The sequence below is a fragment of the Rossellomorea sp. LjRoot5 genome (assembly GCF_964253455.1).
In the GTDB taxonomy this organism is placed as follows: domain Bacteria; phylum Bacillota; class Bacilli; order Bacillales; family Bacillaceae_B; genus Rossellomorea.
Genome location: NZ_CAXUQN020000001.1, coordinates 1,568,754 through 1,593,133, shown reverse-complemented (window position 1 = coordinate 1,593,133; position 24,380 = coordinate 1,568,754). Strand labels below are relative to the sequence as shown.

The 24,380-nt window shown below is 43.9% G+C and carries 28 protein-coding genes and 1 other annotated feature; of the genes, 4 read left to right on the top strand and 24 right to left on the bottom strand.

The window, feature by feature from the left end; genetic code table 11:
• Nucleotide 1 precedes the first annotated feature (1 nt).
• From aroE to ACSQ2E_RS08080, 3 genes are read right to left on the bottom strand one after another with little or no spacing between them, the layout of a single operon-like run.
• Complete coding sequence (gene aroE / locus ACSQ2E_RS08090) at nucleotides 2–832, bottom strand: shikimate dehydrogenase (protein WP_435990071.1); 831 nt, start codon at nucleotides 830–832, stop codon at nucleotides 2–4.
• 10 nt (nucleotides 833–842) lie between these two features.
• The gene (yqeH, locus tag ACSQ2E_RS08085) at nucleotides 843–1,943 is read right to left on the bottom strand and encodes a ribosome biogenesis GTPase YqeH (protein ID WP_435990070.1); all 1,101 of its coding nucleotides are present in this window, start codon (nucleotides 1,941–1,943) and stop codon (nucleotides 843–845) included.
• On the bottom strand, nucleotides 1,940–2,461 hold the full coding sequence (locus tag ACSQ2E_RS08080) for a YqeG family HAD IIIA-type phosphatase (RefSeq protein WP_435990069.1): 522 nt from the start codon (nucleotides 2,459–2,461) through the stop codon (nucleotides 1,940–1,942). Before ACSQ2E_RS08080 ends, yqeH begins: the two co-directional genes overlap by 4 nt.
• Before the next feature lie 447 nt (nucleotides 2,462–2,908).
• Here ACSQ2E_RS08080 and ACSQ2E_RS08075 point away from each other — a divergent pair, with 447 nt between their 5' ends.
• From ACSQ2E_RS08075 to sigK, 3 genes are all read left to right on the top strand, one after another.
• Entirely contained in the window at nucleotides 2,909–3,049 is a 141-nt protein-coding gene (locus ACSQ2E_RS08075; RefSeq protein WP_034757416.1) for a sporulation histidine kinase inhibitor Sda, read from the top strand.
• Nucleotides 3,050–3,390: 341 nt separating this feature from the next.
• Nucleotides 3,391–3,930: a CDP-diacylglycerol--serine O-phosphatidyltransferase gene (gene pssA, locus ACSQ2E_RS08070; RefSeq protein WP_435990068.1), complete on the top strand. Its 540-nt coding sequence runs from the start codon at nucleotides 3,391–3,393 to the stop codon at nucleotides 3,928–3,930.
• Between the two features lie 403 nt (nucleotides 3,931–4,333).
• Nucleotides 4,334–5,050 carry an RNA polymerase sporulation sigma factor SigK gene (gene sigK / locus ACSQ2E_RS08065; RefSeq protein ID WP_034757411.1) on the top strand — a complete coding sequence of 239 codons (717 nt, stop codon included), beginning with the start codon at nucleotides 4,334–4,336 and terminating at the stop codon, nucleotides 5,048–5,050.
• 464 nt (nucleotides 5,051–5,514) lie between these two features.
• On the opposite strand, the gene ACSQ2E_RS08060 is transcribed toward sigK, so the two are convergent.
• The 6 genes from ACSQ2E_RS08060 to ACSQ2E_RS08035 form a co-directional block, all read right to left on the bottom strand.
• Nucleotides 5,515–5,655, bottom strand: a complete 141-nt coding sequence (locus ACSQ2E_RS08060) for a YrzI family small protein (RefSeq protein WP_435990067.1) — start codon at nucleotides 5,653–5,655, stop codon at nucleotides 5,515–5,517.
• A 365-nt stretch (nucleotides 5,656–6,020) separates the two neighbouring features.
• A complete protein-coding gene (locus tag ACSQ2E_RS08055) occupies nucleotides 6,021–6,257 on the bottom strand; it encodes a YrhC family protein (protein ID WP_435990066.1) in 237 nt (78 codons plus the stop codon).
• A 96-nt stretch (nucleotides 6,258–6,353) separates the two neighbouring features.
• Entirely contained in the window at nucleotides 6,354–7,490 is a 1,137-nt protein-coding gene (locus ACSQ2E_RS08050) for a bifunctional cystathionine gamma-lyase/homocysteine desulfhydrase (RefSeq protein ID WP_435990065.1), read from the bottom strand.
• Between the two features lie 2 nt (nucleotides 7,491–7,492).
• Complete coding sequence (locus ACSQ2E_RS08045; RefSeq protein ID WP_435990064.1) at nucleotides 7,493–8,416, bottom strand: PLP-dependent cysteine synthase family protein; 924 nt, start codon at nucleotides 8,414–8,416, stop codon at nucleotides 7,493–7,495.
• 137 nt (nucleotides 8,417–8,553) lie between these two features.
• Nucleotides 8,554–9,246: a 5'-methylthioadenosine/S-adenosylhomocysteine nucleosidase gene (mtnN, locus tag ACSQ2E_RS08040; RefSeq protein WP_435990063.1), complete on the bottom strand. Its 693-nt coding sequence runs from the start codon at nucleotides 9,244–9,246 to the stop codon at nucleotides 8,554–8,556.
• Nucleotides 9,247–9,261: 15 nt separating this feature from the next.
• Entirely contained in the window at nucleotides 9,262–9,900 is a 639-nt protein-coding gene (locus ACSQ2E_RS08035; protein WP_435990062.1) for a class I SAM-dependent methyltransferase, read from the bottom strand.
• A 187-nt stretch (nucleotides 9,901–10,087) separates the two neighbouring features.
• Here ACSQ2E_RS08035 and ACSQ2E_RS08030 point away from each other — a divergent pair, with 187 nt between their 5' ends.
• The gene (locus ACSQ2E_RS08030) at nucleotides 10,088–10,294 is read left to right on the top strand and encodes a DUF2536 family protein (protein WP_060670729.1); all 207 of its coding nucleotides are present in this window, start codon (nucleotides 10,088–10,090) and stop codon (nucleotides 10,292–10,294) included.
• Nucleotides 10,295–10,344: 50 nt separating this feature from the next.
• Here ACSQ2E_RS08030 and ACSQ2E_RS08025 read toward each other — a convergent pair whose 3' ends face one another.
• From ACSQ2E_RS08025 to ACSQ2E_RS07955, 15 genes are all read right to left on the bottom strand, one after another.
• Entirely contained in the window at nucleotides 10,345–11,055 is a 711-nt protein-coding gene (locus ACSQ2E_RS08025) for a YrrS family protein (RefSeq protein WP_435990061.1), read from the bottom strand.
• A 129-nt stretch (nucleotides 11,056–11,184) separates the two neighbouring features.
• Nucleotides 11,185–12,942, bottom strand: a complete 1,758-nt coding sequence (locus ACSQ2E_RS08020; RefSeq protein WP_435990060.1) for a peptidoglycan D,D-transpeptidase FtsI family protein — start codon at nucleotides 12,940–12,942, stop codon at nucleotides 11,185–11,187.
• Between the two features lie 89 nt (nucleotides 12,943–13,031).
• Nucleotides 13,032–13,508: a transcription elongation factor GreA gene (gene greA / locus ACSQ2E_RS08015; RefSeq protein ID WP_060670735.1), complete on the bottom strand. Its 477-nt coding sequence runs from the start codon at nucleotides 13,506–13,508 to the stop codon at nucleotides 13,032–13,034.
• A gap of 172 nt (nucleotides 13,509–13,680) precedes the next feature.
• Nucleotides 13,681–14,316, bottom strand: coding sequence for a uridine kinase (gene udk / locus ACSQ2E_RS08010; RefSeq protein ID WP_435990059.1), 636 nt, complete (start codon nucleotides 14,314–14,316; stop codon nucleotides 13,681–13,683).
• Between the two features lie 5 nt (nucleotides 14,317–14,321).
• Nucleotides 14,322–15,599, bottom strand: a complete 1,278-nt coding sequence (locus ACSQ2E_RS08005; protein ID WP_435994447.1) for a peptidase U32 family protein — start codon at nucleotides 15,597–15,599, stop codon at nucleotides 14,322–14,324.
• Nucleotides 15,600–15,636: 37 nt separating this feature from the next.
• Nucleotides 15,637–16,566 (bottom strand): peptidase U32 family protein, encoded by a 930-nt coding sequence (locus ACSQ2E_RS08000; protein ID WP_435990058.1) that lies wholly within the window; start codon nucleotides 16,564–16,566, stop codon nucleotides 15,637–15,639.
• Nucleotides 16,563–17,210: an O-methyltransferase gene (locus ACSQ2E_RS07995; protein ID WP_435990057.1), complete on the bottom strand. Its 648-nt coding sequence runs from the start codon at nucleotides 17,208–17,210 to the stop codon at nucleotides 16,563–16,565. Before ACSQ2E_RS07995 ends, ACSQ2E_RS08000 begins: the two co-directional genes overlap by 4 nt.
• A 192-nt stretch (nucleotides 17,211–17,402) precedes the next feature.
• The gene (mltG, locus tag ACSQ2E_RS07990) at nucleotides 17,403–18,545 is read right to left on the bottom strand and encodes an endolytic transglycosylase MltG (protein WP_435990056.1); all 1,143 of its coding nucleotides are present in this window, start codon (nucleotides 18,543–18,545) and stop codon (nucleotides 17,403–17,405) included.
• A 163-nt stretch (nucleotides 18,546–18,708) separates the two neighbouring features.
• Nucleotides 18,709–18,999 (bottom strand): DUF1292 domain-containing protein, encoded by a 291-nt coding sequence (locus tag ACSQ2E_RS07985; protein ID WP_034757367.1) that lies wholly within the window; start codon nucleotides 18,997–18,999, stop codon nucleotides 18,709–18,711.
• A gap of 14 nt (nucleotides 19,000–19,013) precedes the next feature.
• The gene (ruvX, locus tag ACSQ2E_RS07980; RefSeq protein ID WP_435990055.1) at nucleotides 19,014–19,430 is read right to left on the bottom strand and encodes a Holliday junction resolvase RuvX; all 417 of its coding nucleotides are present in this window, start codon (nucleotides 19,428–19,430) and stop codon (nucleotides 19,014–19,016) included.
• 3 nt (nucleotides 19,431–19,433) lie between these two features.
• Nucleotides 19,434–19,700, bottom strand: coding sequence for an IreB family regulatory phosphoprotein (locus tag ACSQ2E_RS07975; RefSeq protein WP_034757362.1), 267 nt, complete (start codon nucleotides 19,698–19,700; stop codon nucleotides 19,434–19,436).
• Between the two features lie 83 nt (nucleotides 19,701–19,783).
• Nucleotides 19,784–22,417, bottom strand: coding sequence for an alanine--tRNA ligase (gene alaS, locus ACSQ2E_RS07970; protein WP_435990054.1), 2,634 nt, complete (start codon nucleotides 22,415–22,417; stop codon nucleotides 19,784–19,786).
• 61 nt (nucleotides 22,418–22,478) lie between these two features.
• Nucleotides 22,479–22,696: a binding site (T-box leader), on the bottom strand.
• Nucleotides 22,697–22,754: 58 nt separating this feature from the next.
• On the bottom strand, nucleotides 22,755–23,852 hold the full coding sequence (locus ACSQ2E_RS07965; protein ID WP_435990053.1) for an AI-2E family transporter: 1,098 nt from the start codon (nucleotides 23,850–23,852) through the stop codon (nucleotides 22,755–22,757).
• Between the two features lie 130 nt (nucleotides 23,853–23,982).
• Nucleotides 23,983–24,123, bottom strand: a complete 141-nt coding sequence (locus ACSQ2E_RS07960; protein WP_094075150.1) for a YrzQ family protein — start codon at nucleotides 24,121–24,123, stop codon at nucleotides 23,983–23,985.
• Nucleotides 24,124–24,129: 6 nt separating this feature from the next.
• Nucleotides 24,130–24,315: a hypothetical protein gene (locus ACSQ2E_RS07955; protein ID WP_034757353.1), complete on the bottom strand. Its 186-nt coding sequence runs from the start codon at nucleotides 24,313–24,315 to the stop codon at nucleotides 24,130–24,132.
• Nucleotides 24,316–24,380 lie beyond the last annotated feature (65 nt).

The following is a 24,380-nucleotide window of genomic DNA, read 5'->3' as shown; positions in this document are numbered from 1 at the left end:
GTTAACCTCCTAGTTGTTGTAAAACGATGTCCCTCATAATGGAATAGGACGGAAAGATTCCAGTCCACTTCTTAAATGAGTGGGCTCCCTGATAAACGAACATATCGAGTCCGTTTTGAGTCAGGGCACCTTTTTGTTTAGCCTGCTTCAGTAATGATGTTTCCAGTGGATTATAGATAATATCCGAGACGATGCTCCCCTGCTTTAATTCATTGACCTTTATCGGACTGTCTTCAATACGTGGAAACATACCGATAGACGTCGTCTGGATGATAGCATCATAATGGTGCAATTCGTTCTCGGCAGCTTCAAGGGTAAGGAACGAAGAATCCAACGAAAACGGGCAGGCTTCCATCATCTTCATTGCCCTTCCCGGGGTCCGGTTGGTGACATCGATCTTCCTTACACCCGAAGAGGCAAGTGTATAATAGATGGCCCTGGCTGCACCGCCGGCACCGATGATCAGCATCGACTTGTTTTCCAGACGATCACCGGCTATCTTCTTCAAGCCTTCAACAAATCCAAGACCGTCTGTATTATATCCAATCAGCTTCCCATTTTCATTTACGATCGTGTTGACAGCTCCGATGGCTTCTGCCAATGGATCGATCCCATCGAGGAGGGACATGACATGTTCTTTATGAGGAACCGTCACATTCACTCCCTGAATTCCCAAGGCTTTGATTCCACGGATGGCGTCGGGAAGCTGCTCTTTCTTTACATGAAATCGAACATATTCAGCGTTTATTCCGTTATCTTCAAACGCGCGATAATGCATCAAAGGAGACATTGAGTGAGCAATCGGGTCCCCTATCACACCATAAAGAGCCACAGAATCCCTCCTAGATCAATGATTTTCGTAAAAAGACGCTGACACCTTTCGGAACATGAGCGGCAATGGTCGCTCCAGCGTCATTGACAGTAATCCATCCCAATCCTGAAAAAACGATATCCGTTTTCGCTTCTTTGATCCTAAACTCATGCCTCACAAGTGGAGGGAATGTATCCATATCGTCTTTTCTTGGTGGCTGCAATAATTCTCCCGCATGATTTTTATAGAGTTCATCCGCCTTTTCAATCTTCGTTCGATGGATGGACAGCTCATTTGAGAAATAGCAAGTAAACGGCTGACGCTCACCAGCCATGAAATCAAAACGGGCCAATCCACCGAAGAACAAAGTTTGTTCCGGATTCAACTGGAACGTTCTTGGCTTGATTTCTTTTTTAGGCGTAATGATTTTCAAATCCTGTTTATCTACAAAATGGGCCATCTGATGATGATTGATGATGCCGGGTGTATCGATCAATGATTCTTCATCATCCAAGGGAATTTGAATCATATCAAGAGTCGTACCAGGGAAGTGTGAAGTCGTGATAACATCCTGCTCCCCTGAGACATGTTTGATGATGCGGTTGATGAAAGTGGATTTCCCTACGTTTGTACATCCTACCACGTATACATCTTTTCCATTACGATATTCCTCGATCGCTTCGATTGCCTCAGCGATCCCCTGCCCCTTGGCAGCGCTCACCAATTGAACGTCAATCGGTTTCAATCCCAACTGACTTGCTTCATGCTTCATCCAATGAATCAGCTTGGAGTGTTTCACCGATTTCGGCAATAGGTCCACCTTGTTTCCTATCAGAAGGATCGGATTGGACCCGACAAACCTGTGTAGACCCGGAAGCCAGCTTCCATTAAAGTCAAAGATGTCTACCACTTTAACAATAAGCCCTTCAGAGTCACCAAGCTCATTCAGTATTTTCAGGAAATCATCATCAGTCAACGGAACATCCTGTACTTCATTATAATGCTTTAATCTGAAACAGCGCTGACAAATGATCTCTTCTTTTTGAAGAGCAGAAGGAGGCGCATAGCCCATACCTTCTTTATTTTCCGTCTGGATTTCAACGCCGCATCCTATACATACAACTTCACTCAATTTTTGTCCTCCCACTCAAGCATGCCTTTACGCTTGAAAAAGTTCATGATTCTGCGTTCTACCTGACGATTGAACTTTGTAAAGAAACCATCCGATTGAGCCACAGGCACGACCAGTATCGTATGGAAGCCACTGCGGTTTCCACCTAATACGTCCGTTAATAGCTGATCGCCGATGACAACCGTCTCTTCCTTCTTTACGCCCATTTGTTTGATCGCTTTCTTAAAAGCACGGCCCATAGGCTTTCGTGCCTGGAAGATGAATGGGACACCCAAAGGTTCGGAGAATGCCCCTACGCGGTTTTTATTGTTATTGGATACAATGGTCACAAGGATCCCCTGCTCCTGCATGTCCTTGAACCATTGGATCAATTTCGGAGTGGCGTTTGGCCTGTCCCACTCAACCAACGTATTATCCAAGTCGGTAATGACGGCCTTGATCCCTTTTTCCTTAAGATGCCCCGGGGTGATACTAAAAATATCCTGGACCTGTTCATTGGGTAAAAACTGCTTAATCACATGCTACACCTCAAATTTCTTTATCGATTATATGATGAACTGCTTTCGATATATTTTCATTAGATGAACGTTCCACGACTAGAGGAAAGATTTCTATAGTATACCTTAAACCTATAACAGATTAATGATAACCAATTTTACATACAGATTCAAAATAAATCATATATATTCCTGGAATTCCAAACATATTCTTATAAGAAATAAATATTTTTCGACAAATTTCCAGTTTTCCGCATACTTGTGGATAACCTTATTCACATTATACAGAACACAAACAAGCTTTATTTACCAGTTATATACAAGTTAGTCACAACTTATCCACCATGAACTGTGGATAACGGAACGCTTGTTCTGAAAAAATAATTTTGGTAAAGTTACATTACTACTAAAAAACGTACTTACATTAAGTTTCGAATAAAAAGATGATGAATATTGGAGGTGTCATTAATGAGGAAATTATCGGACGAACTGTTGATTGATTCTTATTACAAAGCATTGGAGCTGAAACTCAATACAGAATTCATTCGCCTCATCGAAATGGAAATTCACCGTCGATCTCTTACAAATAAAATTAAAGCTACTTCGTAGAATACTAACATGAAACGGGACGGATTTATATAAAATCCGTCCTCTTTTTTATGGAATATATGCTAAGATAGCATCACATTTCAAAATACTGACCTACTGTCTGTTCTTTCCTCAGAAGGCTGATCCTGGGCAAATCCCACTCAATTTAAAAAACGATTAACTTTAACAGTTTAATAAGTATATAATAAAATATACTTATATACTATATGAATAAGAATCTTTTTTCACTATGTGAGGTTAACCATCAACGTTAACCAGAAGAGCAGGCACTTGTTAAGACATATTTCAGCCATGTACCTTGTTCAACAGTGAGCAAACTTAAAAGAAGGAGTGAGTGATGATTGTTTCTCTCCGGAGTACTCGATCAAACGTTCAAAAAGCTTAAAACTCAAACAGCCAACCTGATTACCCTCTCGAATTTATCATTAGGTGGTTTTGCTATCATTTCCGTTTATCATAACCAATTACATCTAAGCTTGATCCTCATTTTCATCGCTGCGTTGACCGACAGATTCGATGGATTGGTGGCAAGGAAGTTAAACATCGAGTCGGAGTTAGGAAAGCAGCTGGATTCCATGAGCGACATCATTTCCTTTGGTGTGGCCCCTGCATTGCTTATGTATACGGCCGTTCTCAGTCAGTTTGACTTTCCCGGCATGTTCTTCACCGTTTTATATTTAGCCTGTGGCGCTTACCGGTTGGCCCGCTTCAACATTTCAGAAAATGACGGCTATTTTACCGGCCTTCCCATTACAGCAGCGGGCTGTTTACTGACACTGAGCTATCTTCTTATTCCATTTGTGTCGAGTGTGCTGATTGTGTGTATGACCATCGCGCTTTCTGTATTAATGGTCAGCCCTTTCACACTGAAGAAGATGTAAGGCATATAAGAGAGCCCGGTTCCTCGTGAACTGGGCTCTCTTTAAGTCTTCATGCACTTCGTATCAGGCTAACAGTTATTGACGTACCACCAGCCACCAAATAGGAAAAGCAAGATTAGCAATACAACGACTAAAGCAAAGTAGAATCCCCCGCCGCCATAGCAACCTGGATAGACTGGTCCGTAACATGGATATCCATAAGGCATGACCATACCTCCTCACTCACTTTTACTAACAGTATATGTACATGGGGAATGAGCGTATAGGCAGTTTGCATCTTTATTATTGAATTCAATTTGGAAAAAAATGTTCCATTTTCCGATTACTTTCACCGGACATGCAAGGACATTCCCTTTTTATCATATGAATGAGTATAGGCTTAAGTCCTCATGGAGGTGTAAATATGTCTGGCGTTCTAACAGCACTGGGGTATTTCTTTAAGGAGTTAATTTTCCTCGTTTCTTACGTAAAGAATAATGCCTTTCCGCAACCACTGTCCGCTGCAGATGAACGAAAATATCTAAAGCTGATGGCCGAAGGGGATGAACACGCCCGCAACATGCTCATCGAACATAATCTCAGGTTGGTTGCCCACATCGTCAAGAAATTCGAAAACACAGGCGAAGATCCAGAAGATTTGATTTCCATCGGGACCATCGGGTTGATCAAGGCGATTGAAAGTTACTCAGAAGGAAAAGGCACGAAGCTTGCCACCTATGCGGCTCGATGTATCGAGAATGAAATCCTCATGCACCTGCGTGCCCTTAAGAAAACCAAAAAAGATGTCTCACTCCACGATCCCATCGGCCAGGATAAAGAAGGAAATGAAATCAGCTTGATCGATATTTTGAAATCGGAAAGCGATGATGTCATCGATACGATCCAATTAAGCATGGAACTCGAAAAGGTCAGAAAATATATTTGCGTACTGGATGAGAGGGAAAAGGAAGTCATCGTCGGGCGGTTCGGACTGGATTTGAAAGAAGAGAAGACTCAAAGGGAAATTGCAAAAGAACTGGGGATTTCGAGAAGCTACGTCTCACGGATCGAAAAAAGGGCCCTCATGAAAATGTTTCATGAATTTTATCGTGAGGAAAAAGAAAAAAGGAATAAATCCTAAAAAAGAAAAGCGGTCCAGGACCGCTTTTCTTTATTTCCTACTCTACACTGACTTCAGCAGAAATGATCAAACCAATCCCAGACGTCAGGATAAGACCCATGATCATTGAAAACATCGTCATCCCTCTCCCTCATTAAACTGCACTTCTTACTATTAATGTATCACGAAAAAAAGGATATTCCCCTTCCATCCGTGAACAATTCTTTACTAAGTATTGACAGATATGTGACCGATGACAAAAGGAGGACCCCCGAGCCTTAGGGGATCCTCCTTTCATTTGTTATTTCAATTCCCGGGTCCTCTTTCTATGAAAGAAAGCAGACCAAATGACTATATTCAAAAACATCTCTCCACCACCTTCTGGTTCGTTAGGCAGTATCCTTCTCTACCCATAGCGCATTCAGCATTTTCTCCTGTATATAAATCATTTTTCATTCTCCTCTCCATCTGTTGTTTTTTTAGGATTAAAACATTTGAGACATATAGTGCTGCTTTGTTTTCGTTTCTTCATAGCTTTTTGAAACCATCTCGTTATGAGAAGCTTCTTCAAACGTTTCCTGTTTCTTATTGAAGGTTACCGTTATAAATAAAAGATTCAGTGTCATACAATATCACCCCTTTCAAAGTTCCTGCAGGTCTGCAGGGCATAATAAAAAGCCACAAAGCGACTGATCCTTGTGGCACAAAAAAGCCACAGGAATCTACATTCTCCCTGTGGCTATTATTGAATGAAATTCAAATTAAGCAGAAAACATCCCACAAGTGGTCGAATGATAAAAACAATATGAAGTTGTGTCTTTTTTTCCAATAAGCACGAACATTTCCTTCGACCTCCCTCTTGTGATTTTTTTCTTACATTGGTTAGTATATCCAATTATTACACTAAAGTAAACTCTTTTCCTCATTATTTTTTCTACAAATTTCCACATGAAAAAGCGGATTCTCCATGAGAACCCGCTTTTTTCATCTATTATTCATCTGATTGCAGATCTTTTTTATATTTGATTGCTTTTGTGAAGAAGTATAGTGACAGCCCGAGTAAAACAATGGTCCCTGTCATGAGGGGGATCATTTTACCTGGTGTGACCGTGACTGTCGGAATGATGACACCTAAATACATAAAGACACTCAGTGCAAGTAATGTAAATCCAAATCGTTTGAAATCGACGACCTTATGTTGAATGGTCTTTTTGCTTGTATTCTTCATTGCATTCACCTACTTTAGAACTAGTAAACTCTCATTCTATGGTAACACATGATTCCATCCAGCCTACCATGTAATTGATACCAGTTCTGCCATGGGTTACTTGGAAAGTGCGTTTTCGATATCTTCAATCAGATCTTCCACATCTTCAAGACCAACAGAGATCCTGACAAGACCGTCCGTGATACCAAGTTCGTTCCTACGCTCTGCCGGAATCGATGCGTGCGTCATGCGTGCCGGGACGGAAATAAGACTTTCCACTGCGCCGAGACTTTCAGCCAGAGTGAAATATTTCGTATTGGTTAGCAGACGGTCTGCATTTTCTTCACTACCTACATCAAAGGACACCATCCCACCGAATCCTGAGGCCTGTTTCTTGGCGATGGCGTGATTTGGATGAGTTTCAAGTCCTGGATAGTAAACCTTTGATACTTTCGGGTGAGCTGTCAGGAACTCGACAATTTTCCGTGTGTTCTCTTCATGCTCTTCCATGCGCAGCCCTAAAGTCTTGATCCCGCGAATCAATAACCATGAATCTTGCGGTCCAAGGACCCCGCCTGTGGAATTCTGTACAAAGAATAATTCTTCAGCCAGTTCTGCTGAATTCACTACCACGAGTCCAGCGACCACGTCGCTGTGCCCCCCGATGTACTTCGTTGCACTGTGGAGGACAATGTCTGCTCCATGGGCAATCGGGTTTTGCCAGTAAGGTGTGCTGAACGTATTATCTACGATGGTTAGCAGATTGTGTTTTTTAGCAAATGAAGCGGCTCCCTCGATATCCGTGATTTTAAGTAATGGGTTGGTCGGTGTTTCAATATAAACCGCTTTTGTATTCGGCTGAATGGCTTTTTCGATATTGCTGACATCGCTTGTATCAACGAATGTGGACTCGATGCCGATTCGGTTCAACACCTTGGTCATGACACGGTATGTTCCGCCATATACATCATCTGTCATCACGATATGATCCCCGCTGTTGAACATCATCATGACTGCAGTGATCGCCGCCATCCCCGAACCGAATGCAAAGCCTTTTTCCCCGCCTTCAAGATCTTTGATCAGCTCTTCAAGGGCGTGTCGGGTAGGATTTCCTGACCGTGAATATTCGAATCCCTTGTGCTTTCCTACTTCATCCTGCTTATACGTACTCACCTGATAGATGGGAGTGGATACGGCACCTGTTTGAGGATCTGTCGGGATACCACCGTGGATTAATTGCGTTTTCTTTTTCATGATTAGATTCCTCCTTGATAAATTTTTTTACTTAAATATCGCTCGCTTGAGTCCGGGAAAATGGTGACGATATGACTTCCCGGTTCCGCCTGTTCCGCCTCAAGGAGTGTTGCATGGAGGGCTGCACCTGAGGAGCTTCCCACCAGTAAGCCTTCTTTAGCGGCCAGTTCTTTCACTCTTCTGAATGCATCCTCGTCCGTGACGGTGTGGATGCTGTCAAAATACGCTGAATCCATATAATCCGGAAGAAATTCCATACCGATTCCTTCTGTTTTATGAGGTCCTGATTCTCCCCCATTCAAGATGGATCCTTCAGGTTCAACGATGACCGTTTTAATGGTATCCTTCATTTCTTTGAGATAGCGGGCAGTCCCCATGAAGGTTCCCCCGGTGCCGGCACCGGCGATGAAGGTATGAATCTCTCCATCCATCTGCTTCCACAGTTCTGGGCCCAATGTTTTGTAATACGTGTCCGGGTTGGCTTCGTTCCCAAATTGCTGCGGGGAATACGAGTTGGTAATTTCGTTCACCAATTCCGCTGCTTTCGCGATCGCTCCCATCATCCCCTCTTCAGTAGGGGTATGGACGATTTCCGCTCCAAGGGCTTTCATCAGTTCCTGCTTTTCCATGCTGAATTTTTCAGGAATACAGAATTTCACTTTATATCCTGAGTTCACGGCGGCTAAAGCCAAGCCGATTCCCGTATTGCCTGCCGTCGGTTCGATGAAGGTTCCTCCCTGCATGATCTTACCGTTCTCCACTGCATCTCTTAATAGCTCAAGTCCCAATCGATCCTTCACGCTGCCTCCGGGGTTAAAGAATTCAAGCTTCGCGAAGAGACGGACTCCGTTCTTCAGCTGGAAATGTCTCAGTTCAACAATCGGTGTATTCCCTATCAGGTCATGTACACTTTTATACACGTCCATTCATTCAATCCCCTTTCAAACAAAAACTGACCCTTTCACCAATCCGTCTTCACTACCGATGAATGGACCGTTCGTCTGAACATGTCTCGTTCACGTGATGAGAGGGAGATGCCTGGGTCAGCTGTATTCTCTTTGTATTAAACAGATTTCACGATGTTCATGACCATTTTAGCCGAATGAAGTGCAGCCTTTTCCAGGTATTGTTCGAACGACACATCCGATTCCTTACCGGCGATATCCGAAAGGGAGCGGATGATGACAAATGGTACGTTGAATTGATGCGCCACTTGCGCGATGGCTGCCGCTTCCATTTCCACTGCCTGCAAATCCATGAATTTATCACGGATCGCATCGACCCGCACTGGATCATTCATGAATGAGTCGCCAGTGGCAATCAATCCGGACACCACCTGTGCACCTCCAAGCTCCTTGACGCTGTCGATGGCGGTTTGCTTCAATTTCTCATCTGCTGTGAAGGCTGCCGGGAGCTGCGGGACCTGGCCGTATTCATATCCAAAAGCCGTTACATCCACATCATGATGTCTTACTTCAGTGGAAATGACGACATCCCCAACGTTTAGAGAAGGATCGAATCCTCCTGCTGACCCTGTGTTGATGATGCAATCCGGTTTGAAATGCTGCAGCAGAACCGCAGTTGACATCGCTGCATTCACTTTTCCGATTCCTGAACGAAGTAAGATCACTTCTTTATCATTCATGGTACCGCTTGTATATTCACACCCGGCGATCGTTTCCATTGTCGGGTTTGATATATTTTCTCTCAGTAAGGCTACTTCTTCTTCCATTGCTCCGATGATGGCGATTTTCATTGCTAAAACCTCTTTCTACTGTTTAGTCGCCTCCATGATCCACACAAATGTATTCACTTGCTGAAACTGTACGGAAAACCCATTATCACGTAAAAGCTCTTTTAACACTTCAAGAGTCGTGTAATATTCCCGTTTTAAATCTTCAGCCAGATTGATATACTCTTTTTTTATTGCTTGGGATATGGCGGCTTGATAATGCTGATCCGTTTCAAACATCGTATCGGCAAATACTATTTTACCACCTTGTACTAGGAGCTTTCCATAAATGCCGAAAGCTTTTCCCTTTTCTTCATCGGTTAAATGATGGAATGCATAAGAGCTTACAATGGAATCAGCGTTTCCTTCTAAGGAAAAATCCAGAAAATCACCGTCACGGAATGTGACCAAATCGCCAAGCTTCTGCATTCCAATCGCCCTCATTTCAGGAGACGGTTCAAAAGGAATGACCTCGAGCCCTGCATCTAATAGCTTCTTTGTTAAATTTCCTGTACCGGGTCCAAACTCGACCACCTTCCCCTTTGAACGGGAAACCACTTCGTCAAGAATCGAATCATAGTGTTCGAATACCGCTTGATATTCCTCATCTTTCCCTGTCACCGTATCATCATAAGAATCTGCCCAGTCCTGGAACAAATCCAAAAATTCTCTCCCCATCGTTCAGCACCTCAGCCACATTAAGTTTATAATTCCTATAAACATACTATGAATTAATTTTAAAACTGTTATTAAATTATCATATTCTCCTGATGAATTCAACAATTATTCATTGTCAAAAGGGTGGGGGGACTCTAAAATAGAGGGAGAAAGCCTATCCAGATCATGCGTAATAAGGAGGTTCACCATGAATATTTCATTCGATTTAATAGAAGATAAAGTGGAATTTTTTGAAGCTGACAATCTCAGGACTTTGGAGAAAAAGGTAGACGAACAGATCCAGCATAATAAAGCCATCATGCTGAGCGTCCATCACGTGGATCATTCCGTTTCCATCGATGAGAACGGCAGAAGATTGTACAGTGCCATGGTTCATTTTAAGGTGAAGAAGTAATTCATGCAAAAAGGCCCTTCCATATGATTGGAAGAGCCTTTTCATTTAAATCAGTCTTTATCATTTTCCTTTAATTCCTGTACTTTCGTCGGCTGCCATCCTTTGCCGTCGACCCATTGGAGGTACACTCTGTAAGGTGTCTTTGTATCCTTAGCCGTCACGGTCGCCATGGACTTCTGAGGACCGCCATTCCCTTCCATCCACCAGACGGTCATGTTGCCTTCAGGGATGCCTGTAGCATAAGAAGTTGCCTCGATTTTCTCCTGCCAGTCGACAGATCCTTCTTCATAGACGGATACGTGTTCACCTGTCTGCTCGGTGCCGATCGGCTTCCAGTCGGGATGCACCATGGTTTTCACCACATTCGGTTCTGTACCTTCCTCGACTTTCATCTTACTTTGGTCTTCCCCATCTAATTCGACAGAATCTTGATCCTCATCAGAGGACTCGTCTTTCTTTTGTTCATCCTCTTTTTTCTTATCTTTGTCTTTTTGTTTATCGTCCGCTTTATCCTTCGAATCGTCTTTCTCATCCATGGAAACGGTATTGTCTTTTTCTTTCTCCTTGTTGCTCTTGTCCGCATCCTTGGTTTCTGAATTTTTCGGAGCATCTGTTGTTGCCTTTTCGTCGCCGCCCCCTCCAAAAACGAGGGTGCCTCCTACCACGACAATTAATAGAAGTACGATTGCAATCATTATGTTTAACAGTTTATTTGTATTCTTTTTAGATCGTTTGTCTAATCGAGATTGGTATTTCGCCATTTTGTTCCCTCCCTATTATCCTAAACATTTTAACATGATAAGAGGAAAAGAATAAAGCGAAACATTATCCATAACGGGATGATTCAGCTATAAAGGGAAAAAGGTCACAGAACTCACGGAACCTCCCTTCTACTCATGATCAATCCGGTAGACAGCATCGACGCTGTCTTTGAAGATCGGATAAATTCCTCCTTCGCCTATGGTCACGTCCATGTTGACGGCTACCAGGGCATATTTGGGATCTTCGAAGGGAAAATAGCCTGCGAACCATTTATTATATAATTCGTTTGCCTTCATCCTTTCTCCCCGGTAATTCCCTGTCTGTGCCGTTCCAGTCTTTCCGGCGATGGTGTAGGCGGCGTTTTGCAAATAGGGTGCGGTACCTTCCGGTGAGTTCACCACACCTCTAAGATACTGCTGAAGCTTCATGGCCGTGAAAGGGGTGATCGTCTCCCCCTCTACCTTCTGTTTAGGAAAGGAAAACATGTTGGTCCCATTTTGATACTGCACGGAAGAGACGGCACTCACCTGAAATTTCTCTCCCCCCCTGGCAATCGTGGCCATCATATTGGCAATGCCGAGTGGGGTGACGCGGACTTCCTGTTGCCCGATGCCTGTTTGGGCGACTAGTTTAGGTTCCGCCCTGTCCCCATCGGAGGCGAAGATCCTTCCTTCACTCACCTGAAGCTGGGGAAAGCTCTCGTAATGAAAGACATTGCCTTTCCATGCAATGTCACCGATCAGTCCGATTTTCTCGGCATACTCATCGAGTAGGTGGTCATCCTTCTCTGTCAGCTCTTTAGCAAGATCCGCAAATGTACGGTTACAGCTGACAGCTATGCTTGTCTTTATATTAATGTCCCCGTGAGGTTTTTCTGCGGTTTCCCCATAGATGTCTTCATCACAAGGGAAAAGCCTCCGTTCATCCACCATCCCCTCATCCATCGCTGCAGCTGCGACGACGGTTTTAAACACAGAACCCGGGATCAGCGCTTTCAACATGTTATTCGTCGCTCCTCCACTGAATGGGTCACGGCTCTTCATGGCTGGTCTTGAAACACTGGCGAGTATTTCACTTTTTTCGATATCAAGTAGCAGAAGCCCCCCTTTTTGAATGTTATACGTATCAGCGACTTCTTCCAGTGCCTGCTGCATCCTTGCATCGATGGTCGTCTTCACATTCAGGGGGTAAAATGGGTTGGCTGGTGCCAGATACTTTACATCCACCCCGAATAATGGACCTCCTCTGGCATCGACATGATAAATCAATTTCGCTTCCTCTTCTGCGACCAGCCATTCATCAAAGCTCTCCTGAAGTCCTGACACCCCGATTTTCTGATTGGCGCCCTTTACTTTGTCAGGGTAGCGCTCGTGGAATACGTCTGTATTTTCCCCCGTCACCCCGATCAGCTGGGATGCAGGCACCTCGTCGCTTTTAAACTTTTTCGTAAGGGCAAACACTCCCTGTATTTCAAGGGAATTAATTTCCTTCATCTGTTCTTCTGAAAGTCTTAAGGGATCTTTCCCTCCGAAAACGATCGGCCCTTTCGCTTGCTCCACTTTCGTTCGGATCGTTTGCTGTGAAACATGAAGGATCTCTGCCACTTTTGCAACCGGCCAATCCAGTTGTTTAAGAAACGGGAAAAGGACCAGAACATTCTTTTCTGTAAACGTAAGGGGTTCACCGTTCCGATCGAGAAACTCCCCCCTGCCTTCATCGATCACCAATGCTTGCGTCCGTTGCGCGACGCTTTCTTCAAGAAGATTGATTTTATGTTTGGAATAGGATTCAGTCTGAAATAATTGCAATTGCATCAATCTCCCTGAAAGCCCAGAGAGAGCAAGTAATAGGACGATACTGAACAACCTGATTCGTTTCCGCTTCATTTTGTCACCTCGTCCCCATTGTTGACGAGTTTTAGGCGAATTAATCATAAAAAAGAAGAGGCTCTAAATTCGAGCCCCTTCCCGGGTGATCAGCTTACTTCTACAATCTTGACGCTCATTTCCCCACCTGGAGTCTGAACATTCACTTCAGCGCCTACTTTATGTCCAAGAAGGCTTTTCGCAATTGGAGAATCATTTGAAATCTTTCCTTCAAATGGATCCGCTTCTGCACTACCGACGATTGTGTATGTTTCTTTGTCCCCGTCCGGCAATTCGACGAATGTCACTTTTTTACCTAATTGAACTGTATCTGAATTCATATCATTTTCTTGAATGATCTTCGCATTGCGAATCATGTTTTCCAGAGTGGAAATACGTCCTTCAACGAATGCTTGTTCATCTTTCGCTGCATCGTACTCAGAGTTCTCGGATAAATCCCCGAAGCTGCGGGCGATCTTAATGCGCTCAACGACTTCTTTACGTTTAACCGTTTTCAAATTCTCCAGTTCTTTTTCTAACTTTTCTTTACCTTCTGCTGTCATCGGAAATACTTTATCTGTACTCATGACCCTCTTCACTCCTTTTCTATCTAAGAGCTTCCCCATGCTCCATATGTAAATGTTCTACGTATGTAAAGGGAGGGAATGGAGGTGGAATTTCTTCTCTCTCCATTCCCTGCTTCTTTACATTGTGGGAAATGTTAAATCTCGCCTATATGTCTTTATCTATGCTATCGTATTACAAAAATGACTTTTGTTCAAGAATTGTTTGAATTTTAGTTACCATCAAATCGATTGCCACGTGATTATGACCGCCTTCAGGGATGATCACATCGGCATATCGCTTCGTCGGTTCGATGAATTGATTGTGCATCGGGCGAACGACGGTAATGTATTGATCGATGACAGAATCAATGGAACGTCCGCGCTCTTTAATGTCGCGAAGCATTCTTCTGATGATCCGAAGATCCGCATCTGTATCTACATAAAGCTTAATATCCATTAAGTTACGCAATCTTTCATCTTCTAATACTAAAATCCCCTCTAAAATAATCACATCTTTCGGTTCAACGAGAATCGTATCATCCGAACGAGTGTGCATTTTATAATCATACACCGGCTTATTGACGGGCTGATGATCTAAAAGACCGTGCAAATGTTGAATCAACAAATCATTATCAAAGGCTAATGGGTGATCATAATTGGTTTTCAGACGTTCCTCAAAAGGTAGATTCGATTGATCTTTATAATAATAATCCTGCTGCAGCATTAAAATCGAATGACCTTGGAATTTTTCATAAATGGCTTTGGTGACACTCGTCTTACCTGAGCCGGATCCTCCTGCTACACCAATCACAACGGGTTTCTGCTTCATAAGTATTAGGTGTTCTCCTTTCGCATCATGTTATCAGGATATACTCTCTGATGAACTTTGAATTTTACAATTTGTAACGGGTGGCGGGCTACTTCAAGTTCATTTCCCCGTTCATCCCACATTTTTTCTATAACCTGGGTAAAATTGGAGATTTCAGGACCAAAAAACTCTACTTCCTGTCCGGCCTTAAAATGGTTCCGTTGCTGCAAGGTGACGATCTGGGTTTCTTCATCGTAATCCAATACCAGTCCTACAAATTCATAATTTGTATTCTTCTTGTTATGAACTCCGAACATCTGCTCCTTGAATCCGGGTACCCCTTCAAAAAATGCCGGGGCAGTTTCACGATTCGCGCACTTCTCAAGCTCCTCGAGCCACTCTTTCTGAATCTTGAAGTTATCCGGGTCCTTACAATATTCATCGATCACTTTGCGGTATACACTAACCACCGTGGCCACATAGTGAATGGACTTCATTCGACCTTCAATTTTCAAACTGTCGATTCCCAATTCAATCATTCCCGGAATGGATTCGACAAGCTTCAAGTCTTTTGGACTCATGGCGAAAGGGGCATCTGCTTTATCGTAAAGGGGATTTTCCCCGTCTTCATTCAATTCATATAAATCATAGTCCCAGCGGCATGACTGACAGCAGCCCCCGCGATTTGAATCCCTCGCCGTCATATGGTTACTTAATGTACAACGTCCGGAATAGGCAATGCACATCGCTCCGTGAATGAAGGTCTCAATCTCTATATCCACTTTCTCTTTCATTTCCTGGATTTCTTTGCCGCTTGCTTCACGGGCAAGCACCACCCGGTCCAGTCCTTCTTCTTTCCAGAATTGAACGGCTTTCCAGTTTGAAAGGGACTGCTGTGTACTTAAGTGCACTTCTACATTCGGCGCCACCCTTCTGCAGGTTTCAATGATAAGGGGATCTGCAACAATAATCCCCGCTACTCCGGCTTCCTCCAGTCCTCGAAGATAATCTTCAAGACCATCCATGTTTTCATTATGGGCATAGATATTCGTGGTAACATAGATCTTTGCACCATATTTCCGAGCGAACTCCACGCCTTCTTTCATGTCTTCAAAGGTGAAATTACCGGCATTTGAACGCAGTCCATATTCCTGCCCGCCGATATAGACGGCATCAGCACCATAATGGACAGCAATCTTCAATTTTTCCAGATTACCGGCAGGAGCCAGTAATTCAGGTTTCTTCACAATGACACGCTTCCCGTCCACAACCTTCGAGATCGTTTTTTTCACAACCGTGGTCATCATAACTCCTCCGTTCTGATCAATCTATCTATCGTTATTAATACACGGTTTCTTTAAAGAAGAATCCTGTATCCAACGGACGATTATCCGGCTGCTTGCCTTTCGCTTCTTCCAGAAACTCGTCTTTCTGTTCCTCATAACGCTCTTCGTCTTCTGCACACAAATCTATGGCCATACGATACAGTTTCGTCACTTCCAGGATATAAGCCGAAGACTTCATCACTCCATCGATCTTGAAAGAGTCGACACCCGCTTCCATCATTTCACCAAGCTCATCGATGATGCACATATCATTCGGACTCATGATGTGCGTGCCGTTCCCATCTTCAAAGATAGGATACTTATTATGACGCTCCTCATCGTGAAGAAACATATTGCGCTGTTCTTTCCGGTTTTCGATTTCCATCACTTTGCCTTGATATTCAAAATAATTCCCGAGCAATGAACGTTTGGATTGAAACATGCAGGTCATTCCATGCACCTGGACCTCGATTTCGACCTCTGCATGTTCTTTCATTTCTACAATGCTATCCATGCTTAATTCGCGGGCAAGTACTGCACGTTTTGCACCTTTTCTGCCCCAATAATTACAGGTATACCAATTGGTGGCCGTTGTTTCCGTATTCCAGTGAAGTTTCATCTCCGGCGCCACCTCACGTGCAGCCATCAGTACGGCGGGATCACCGAAGACAATGGCATCCGCCCCCCGATCTTTAAGAAATGCAATGTAGTCATCAAGTTCGGCGATTTTATCATTATGAAAGAGGGCATTCATCGCCACATATACTTTCTTATTGTGTTTGTGGGCGACTTTGATAGCTTCCCCCACATCTTCCCTGGAGAACTCCCCGGCAAGCCTCAGACCGTACCGCTCTTCACCGATCATGAAGGCATCGGCACCTGCAGAGGCCAACGGTTCAATATCGGACACACAGGCAGGGGTTACAAGAAGTTCCGGCTTTTTCATCGTTGTTCACCTCTTTTTTTACTGATGGCGATTCCGTCCCCGACTGGTAAAATACTCGTATCGAACTCTTCATGATTCATTAGCCATGCGTTATAATTCTGCAGCTTCTTGACCATGTTCCGAATTCTTTTTTGTTCGACGTGTTCCTCTGCAACCAGTCCTTTGAATAAGACATTATCCGAGTATACGACGCCGTTTTCTGACAGCATACCGGAGTATAGTTCAAAGAATTTCAGATACTGACCCTTTGCAGCATCTATGAAAATGGCATCGTACGGTCCGTGCTTTTTCACTTCTTCGGCAAGCTCTAATGCATCACCGAACAGGGTGACGACCCTCTTGCCATCTTCAGAACGCGAGAGAAACTCCTGTGCTGCTTCAAATCTTTCTTCATCCCGCTCAAGGGTGACGACCGTCGCCTCTGGAAGTGCCCCCGCCATTCGGAGGGCCGAATATCCGATGGCCGTCCCGATTTCAAGGATCACTTTCGGCTGTTGGATCCGTAACATCCCGAGGAGTGCTTCGATCCCGACCAGTTCCATGATGGGAACATTATGAACCTCTGCATATTGCTCCATCTCGGAAATCAAGGCTGGACGTCCTTTCACGATTGATTCTATATAGCCAATCACTTGTTCGTTCATATATAAGCCTCACGATCATGTTCATAAATGGTGTCCGTGTAACGCTTCTTTCTTAACATGAAAAGAAGAAAGCTACAATGAGCTTTCTACTTCACACGTTCATCAAGACAACGCCCGGATATAAAAATAACTTGTACTATTTTACCACACAGAGAAGAGGAAAGCGAATGTTTCTTTCCTCTTCTCACAGTGCTATTCTTCTTTGTTGGTAATATATTTTGCCTTTTTCTCGTTATGCTCATCCAGTGTTTCAGAATAATAAACCGAGCCGTTGGAAGCAGCGAGGAAATAATAATACTCTGTATCCTCAGGCTGCAGGGCAGCTTCGATCGAAGACAAGCCCGCATTTGCAATCGGACCAGGCGGCAACCCCTTCACTTTGTACGTGTTATATGGCGAATCCACTTCAAGATCTTTATATACGGTTTTATCTTTATGCTTCCCTAATGCATATAGGACCGTCGGATCTGTCTGAAGCGGCATTCCTTCTTCCATACGATTATAGAACACACTTGATATTTTCCCTCTGTCCGCTTTTTCCGTCGCTTCTTCCTCGATAAGGGATGAAAGGGTGAGAAGCTCATGAGGAGTATAATCGTTTGCTGCCATGGCTTCCTGGTATTGAGCCAACACTTCATTCGTTTGCGCGATCATCTTCTTTAGGATTGTGTCCAAGGATGGCTTCTTTTCATAGAAAGGGTACGTGGCAGGATAAAGATATCCTTCCAGCGGTCGTTTAATTTCTTTCTTGAAGATTTCATCTGTAATCAATTCCGGATATTCCTCTTTTAATTGCTCGAGCCATTTCTTATCGTTTAATTTCTTTTCAATCTCATCTTTTTTATATGGGGACTTATCAGCGATGATTTCTGCGATCTGATCTAATTGAAGTCCCTCTGGGATGGTAATCTTAAATTCTGCTTTTCTCATGACCTTACCAGTCTTCAAGCTGTTGACGATTTCATTCAATGTCATAGAAGGCGTCAAATCATAAGAACCTGCCTGGAACCCTGCTTCGTTATTGAATTTCACGTAATATTTAAAGACTGTTGAATTCTTGACGATCCCTTTGTCCTCCAGGATCTTTCCAATACTCGATACCCCGGAGCCAATAGGTATGTCCACTTTCACCGTTTTGGTATTATCAGGGTCAACCGGTTTCAGGGCTGAATTCACATAAAGGTAGCCGCCAATGGCCGTTCCCCCTATGATAATGACAAGACAAAGAATGACAAGTCCTACTATTTTTCTAATGACTTTTGCCTCCTCTTGCCTTTCAAGCAATTTCTTCATAAGTGTCTCTTTTATCTTTTTCTTTTCTTCCAACGCTTTCATTTCCCCCTTTCGAGCAAAAAAGCGGGCTATCCGTCATGCGTAATTCGACATCATCTCCACTATTATACAATATTTTGCACAAAGTGAAACAGGGACCTGCAAAAAGGGTGAATTTTTTGTCCCTTTTTGCGGTCCCTGTTTCATATAGTCCTATGACGACTGCTTATTCAGCGTCTTCTTCTTCATCAAGAAAAGTGTTTAACATTTCTTCGATCATGTCCCACTCTTCTTCTGTTTCAATCGGCTTTAATTCGCCTTCCTGACCTTCGTCCCCAGGCATGAATGCAGATGCATGAATCTCGATTTCTTCTTCATCGTTCTCATCTGCTCCAAGTGGATAATAAAGAACATAAGATTTATTGAATTTATCTGATTCAAATGTGAAAAGGACCTCGCATAATTGCTCATTTCCTTGTTCGTCAACTACTGTAATTTGTTTTTCTCCGTGTTCCATGAACATTCACCTCATTATTTTTGGCTGTCAAGGTATCCTTGAAGGATCATCATCGCAGCCATTTTGTCGATCACTTTCTTACGTTTCTTTCTGCTTACGTCGGCTTCTAAAAGCACTCGTTCAGCAGCCATTGTGCTCAGTCTTTCATCCCAGTATTTAATGGGAAGGGATAACTCCTGATGAATCAATTCTCCATAAGCTTTAGACGCTTCCCCACGTGGACCAATCGTGTTATTCATGTTTTTAGGCATTCCAACCACAACGGTATCCACCTGGTATTCATCGGCAAGTTCCTTAATTCGATCCATCCGGAACACACCTTGATTTTCGTCGATCTTAATCGTTTCAATTCCTTGAGCTGTCCAGCCAAGCTCATCGCTGATTGCGACTCCGACTGTTTTAGAGCCAACGTCTAAACCCATTACACGCATCTATTATCCCTCTTTGTGTTGTTTCAAATACGATTTGACTAATTCTTCGATGATTTCATCTCGTTCTAAACGGCGGATGATATTTCTGGCATCTTGATGTCTGGGAATGTAAGCCGGGTCTCCAGATAATAAGTATCCTACGATTTGATTGATCGGGTTGTACCCTTTTTCCTGCAGAGCATCGTGAACCTGTAAGAGCACTTCCTTCACGTCATGTTCGAACGGCTCCTCTGAAAAATCAAACCGCATCGTTTTGTCAAAAGAACTCATTTTTAGCACCTCTCTTTAGGCTTGTCTTTTTGACAACCGAATTGTTAATCGTTACCTCCATTGTACACCACTTTCACACGGAGTTAAATGGATTTGACCCATTCTTCTACAAATTGAAGGGCTTCTTCGACTTTTTCTGGATTTTTACCGCCGGCCTGGGCCATATCCGGACGACCGCCGCCGCCTCCACCACAGCGTGATGCGACTTCTTTGACCAATTTACCAGCATGATATCCTTTTTCGACTAAATCACTAGTAACTCCTGCAATGATGGTCACTTTATCTTCTCCAGTTGTTGCCAGTACGATCACCCCGGATGAAAGCTTCTGCTTAAGATCATCCATCATCGTGCGCAATCCATTGCTGTCACCTGATGCCACTTTTGCAGACAGGACATTCACACCATCAATGACCTTCACTTGATCCGTTAAGCTGCCTGCTTCTATGTTAGACAACTTTGCAGATAATGATTCATTTTCCCTTTGAAGCTCTTTCATCTCACCTAATAATGAGTCAACTCGATTGACTACTTCTTTCGGATTCGATTTCAGTTTCGCTGCAACCTCTTTCAGTTGAGATACCTGATCATTCAATGCTTTATATGCATTTTCTGCCGTAACGGCTTCGATTCTTCTAGTACCGGCACCGATCCCGCTTTCAGAGAGGATCTTGAATAAGCCGATCTCGGATGTATTGGATACGTGACAGCCTCCGCAAAGCTCCAGGCTGTAGTCTCCAATCGATACGACACGCACTTCTGAACCGTATTTCTCACCGAATAACGCCATGGCATCCATCTCTTTAGCCTCGGAAAGAGATTTAAGGGCCGTGTTCACCGACATCGCCTTCCAAACTTTCTCATTGACGATGGTTTCGAGCCGTTCCATTTCTTCTGAAGACACAGATCCGAAATGGGAGAAATCAAATCTCAGACGATCAGGTTCAACAAGGGAACCTGCCTGATTCACATGATCTCCAAGGACATCTTTCAATGCCTGATGAAGAATGTGGGTCGCTGTATGGTTTTTCTCCACTCTTGTTCTGGACTCACGGGAAACCTTCGCAAGGACTTCGGCCCCCTGGACCAATGTCCCCTCTTCAACAACTGCTGTGTGAAGATTTTGTCCATTTGGCGCTTTCTTGACCGTTTTAACGGATACTTTTACGCCTTCTGCCTCGATATATCCCTTATCCCCGATCTGTCCTCCGCTCTCTGCATAGAAAGGAGTTTCGTTTAGAATGAATTGGCATTCCTGACCTTTACCGACTTGGGGCTGACGTTCATTGTCCACCAATAATTCAAGAACTGTAGCTGTACTTTCGAGTGTATCATATCCGACAAAACGGCTTTCAACGGTTATATCACTCAGGACTCCACCTTGCACCTGCATGCTTCCTACATCCTGACGGGCAGATCTCGCTCTTTCACGCTGACCTTCCATCTCTCTTTCGAAACCTTCATGATCAACCGTCAATCCTTCTTCTTCGGCATACTCTTCCGTTAATTCAACAGGGAAACCATACGTGTCATAAAGACGGAAGACATCTTCACCAGGGATCACGTTACTTCCGGAAGATTTTTGCACCTTTACGATGGAGGAAAGGATAGCCAGGCCTTCATTCAATGTCTCATGAAACCGGTCCTCTTCATTTTTCACCACTTTTTGAATGAATTCTGCTTTTTGCTTCACTTCCGGATAGAAGTCAACCATGATGTCAGAAACGACCGGAACCAGCTCATACATGAATGGGCGATTGATTTCGATCTGTTTCGCAAAGCGGACAGCGCGGCGAAGAAGTCTTCTTAAGACATACCCGCGGCCTTCATTCGAAGGAAGGGCCCCGTCACCGATTGCAAAGGAAACCGTTCTGATATGATCGGCGATCACTTTGAATGCAACGTCAATATCATCATTCTTACCATAGGATTGACCTGAGATTTTTTCCGTTTCCTCGATGATCGGCATAAATAAATCTGTGTCAAAGTTGGTTGGGACTTCCTGAACGACACATGCCATCCGCTCAAGGCCCATACCAGTATCAATGTTCTTCTTAGGAAGAGGTGTATATGTTCCGTCAGGATTGTGATTGAATTGTGAGAACACCAGATTCCACACTTCAAGATAACGATCATTTTCCCCGCCTGGATATAATTCGGGATCTTCCGGATTGTCTCCATATTCTGGTCCTCGATCATAGAAGATTTCTGTATTCGGACCACTTGGACCTTCGCCGATATCCCAGAAGTTCCCTTCGATACGGATGATGCGTTCAGCAGGTACGCCCACTTTTTGGTTCCAGATGTCAAATGCTTCGTGATCCTCAGGGTGGATCGTGACAGATAGCTTTTCCGGATCGAATCCGACCCATTTTGCATCCGTCAGGAACTCCCAAGCCCATTCAATCGCTTCCACTTTGAAATAATCCCCGATGGAGAAGTTTCCGAGCATTTCGAAAAACGTATGATGACGGGCTGTTTTTCCTACATTCTCGATGTCGTTCGTACGAATCGATTTCTGTGCATTCACGATTCTCGGATTTTGAGGAATCACACGTCCATCAAAATATTTCTTTAATGTCGCTACTCCACTATTGATCCATAATAAGGACGGATCTTCATGAGGGACGAGTGATGCACTCGGCTCTACTCCGTGTCCTTTTTCCTGAAAGAAATCTAAAAACTTCTGACGGATTTCTGCGCCTGTTAATTTGTTCATATCAAACTTCCTCCTTTATATGTATGGTTAAAAAAGAATACAAAAAAGCCCTCATCCCTAAAACAGGGACGAGAGCTGTTTCTCGCGGTACCACCCTGGTTATGAATAAACACGATGGCGTTCATTCATCCCTCAATACACCTTAACGCGGCAAGACGGCAGGCTTTACCTGCACTCAGGATTAGCATTCCGTTATCCTTCATCTGAATTCCCTTGCAGCCTGGGGGATTTCTCTCTGGAAGATGGACTATAACGTACTCGGTCCTTCATTGCTTTCATTTTATGCGAATACTTGTATATGTTGGATTATAGAAATATTCATGGTATTTGTCAATGATCATTCCCATTTTTCAGCATTATCATTCTTCATCGCATGAAGAAAATGGGTCCTGCCGTGTAATATTGCCACCTTTATGACCGCCAGAAACGGAACCGCAACGATCATTCCGATCACTCCTCCCACCTCGCCCCCGAGGATCAAAGCCCCCATAATAAAGAGAGGATGCATATGAAGGCTTTTCCCGACGATGAGAGGTGATAGGATGTTACCTTCCAGGAACTGCAGGACCACGACAAGGATGACCACATAAATCACCATATTCGTGGAAATCGTACTTGCCACAATGGCTGCCGGTACAGCCCCGATGATCGGTCCGAAATAAGGGATCACATTCGTGACTCCAATGATCAACCCGAGAATGAGGGGGTATTTCATACCCATCATCCATAGGGTGATGGCTGAAACACCTCCGATGATCAAACAGACGAGGAGCTGCCCCCTGATGTAACCTCCGAGGGATTTATCCACGTCATATGAAAATGATATCGCACTCTGCCTCCATTTTTTCGGCGTGAGCTGCCACATGAACGCCTTTACTTTTGTTATATCCTTCAACAAATAAAAGGATACGAAGGGAATGATGGCGACGATGAGCAGACTGTTCATAAACTTCATGACGGTTGCCAGGACCAAAGCCACAAGCCCCGTCACCCACGCTTCGAGTCCGTCTATTCTCTTCTCAAGCTGTGACTGGATCCCGTCCGGCCATGTGGAAGTCTCGCTTTGCACAACCTTCAACCACCCCTGGTACTGCTCTGTGAAAATCGGCGCGTTCTCCGATAAATCCTTCAGCTGATGAATGATGGCCGGGGTCCCTTTATAGATGCTATAGCCCAATCCCCCAAAGAAGAGGAGGTAGATGAGCAGTATGGCGATCCCCCTGTGAATGCCTGCTTCATGCAGCTTCTCCACTACCGGATGAAGCAGGTAGGCAATGAAGCCGCCTATGAAGAAGGGAAGCAGGGAAAAGAATACGACCTCTAATACCGGATGCCACACAGGCTTCAATAAATAGAGAACATATAGTAATAATGCAAATATGAGGGCCATTGAAAGCCTGTATATCCAACTTGTATAGGATCTTCTTTCCACCATCCACACCTCCCTCTTTTCTCCTCTAGTGTTTGAAGATAAGAGGTGGTTTTATTCATTGGGATTCATTCACCCTTATTCACAAAAGAACAATAAAGAGACTGACCCATAATGAGCCAGTCTCTTTCAGCTGTTAAAAAAGTTTCTTTACTTGTTTACGGATTCGTTTCATTTGTCTCTGACTCATCATATTGGATCTTTGAGAATAGATGGAAGCCGCGACGCCTGCTCCAAAACCAACGATGGATGCAAATGTTTTATTCAAGAAAGACACCTCTTCCTAGCTTAGTCGGCGTTCTTCCTCATCAAACAAGTCATCTAAGGAGCTGAGTGATCCATCCTCTTCTACCTGGTGAGTATGAATGACTCCCTTAGATAAGGAAAGTTCAATATAGCAGCCCCAACAATAGTATTGGTTGATGCCGATCTTTCCGATATCTTTGCTCTGACAATTTGGACACTTCATCGGTACGTTCACCTCAGGGCTTCACCGGATAATGGTGATTATTCCCTACCATCATGTCCAATCAG

Coding starts and splice junctions, on each gene's coding strand:
- ACSQ2E_RS08075 (WP_034757416.1), top strand. CDS start 2,909: ATGAGGAAATTATCGGACGAACTGTTGATTGATTCTTATTACAAAGCA.
- sigK (WP_034757411.1), top strand. CDS start 4,334: ATGTCTGGCGTTCTAACAGCACTGGGGTATTTCTTTAAGGAGTTAATT.
- ACSQ2E_RS08060 (WP_435990067.1), bottom strand. CDS start 5,655: ATGACACTGAATCTTTTATTTATAACGGTAACCTTCAATAAGAAACAG.
- ACSQ2E_RS08055 (WP_435990066.1), bottom strand. CDS start 6,257: ATGAAGAATACAAGCAAAAAGACCATTCAACATAAGGTCGTCGATTTC.
- ACSQ2E_RS08050 (WP_435990065.1), bottom strand. CDS start 7,490: ATGAAAAAGAAAACGCAATTAATCCACGGTGGTATCCCGACAGATCCT.
- ACSQ2E_RS08045 (WP_435990064.1), bottom strand. CDS start 8,416: ATGGACGTGTATAAAAGTGTACATGACCTGATAGGGAATACACCGATT.
- mtnN (WP_435990063.1), bottom strand. CDS start 9,246: ATGAAAATCGCCATCATCGGAGCAATGGAAGAAGAAGTAGCCTTACTG.
- ACSQ2E_RS08035 (WP_435990062.1), bottom strand. CDS start 9,900: ATGGGGAGAGAATTTTTGGATTTGTTCCAGGACTGGGCAGATTCTTAT.
- ACSQ2E_RS08030 (WP_060670729.1), top strand. CDS start 10,088: ATGAATATTTCATTCGATTTAATAGAAGATAAAGTGGAATTTTTTGAA.
- ACSQ2E_RS08025 (WP_435990061.1), bottom strand. CDS start 11,055: ATGGCGAAATACCAATCTCGATTAGACAAACGATCTAAAAAGAATACA.
- ACSQ2E_RS08020 (WP_435990060.1), bottom strand. CDS start 12,942: ATGAAGCGGAAACGAATCAGGTTGTTCAGTATCGTCCTATTACTTGCT.
- greA (WP_060670735.1), bottom strand. CDS start 13,508: ATGAGTACAGATAAAGTATTTCCGATGACAGCAGAAGGTAAAGAAAAG.
- udk (WP_435990059.1), bottom strand. CDS start 14,316: ATGAAGCAGAAACCCGTTGTGATTGGTGTAGCAGGAGGATCCGGCTCA.
- ACSQ2E_RS08005 (WP_435994447.1), bottom strand. CDS start 15,599: ATGACCACGGTTGTGAAAAAAACGATCTCGAAGGTTGTGGACGGGAAG.
- ACSQ2E_RS08000 (WP_435990058.1), bottom strand. CDS start 16,566: ATGAAAAAGCCGGAACTTCTTGTAACCCCTGCCTGTGTGTCCGATATT.
- ACSQ2E_RS07995 (WP_435990057.1), bottom strand. CDS start 17,210: ATGAACGAACAAGTGATTGGCTATATAGAATCAATCGTGAAAGGACGT.
- mltG (WP_435990056.1), bottom strand. CDS start 18,545: ATGAAAGCGTTGGAAGAAAAGAAAAAGATAAAAGAGACACTTATGAAG.
- ACSQ2E_RS07985 (WP_034757367.1), bottom strand. CDS start 18,999: ATGGAACACGGAGAAAAACAAATTACAGTAGTTGACGAACAAGGAAAT.
- ruvX (WP_435990055.1), bottom strand. CDS start 19,430: ATGCGTGTAATGGGTTTAGACGTTGGCTCTAAAACAGTCGGAGTCGCA.
- ACSQ2E_RS07975 (WP_034757362.1), bottom strand. CDS start 19,700: ATGAGTTCTTTTGACAAAACGATGCGGTTTGATTTTTCAGAGGAGCCG.
- alaS (WP_435990054.1), bottom strand. CDS start 22,417: ATGAACAAATTAACAGGCGCAGAAATCCGTCAGAAGTTTTTAGATTTC.
- ACSQ2E_RS07965 (WP_435990053.1), bottom strand. CDS start 23,852: ATGGTGGAAAGAAGATCCTATACAAGTTGGATATACAGGCTTTCAATG.
- ACSQ2E_RS07955 (WP_034757353.1), bottom strand. CDS start 24,315: ATGAAGTGTCCAAATTGTCAGAGCAAAGATATCGGAAAGATCGGCATC.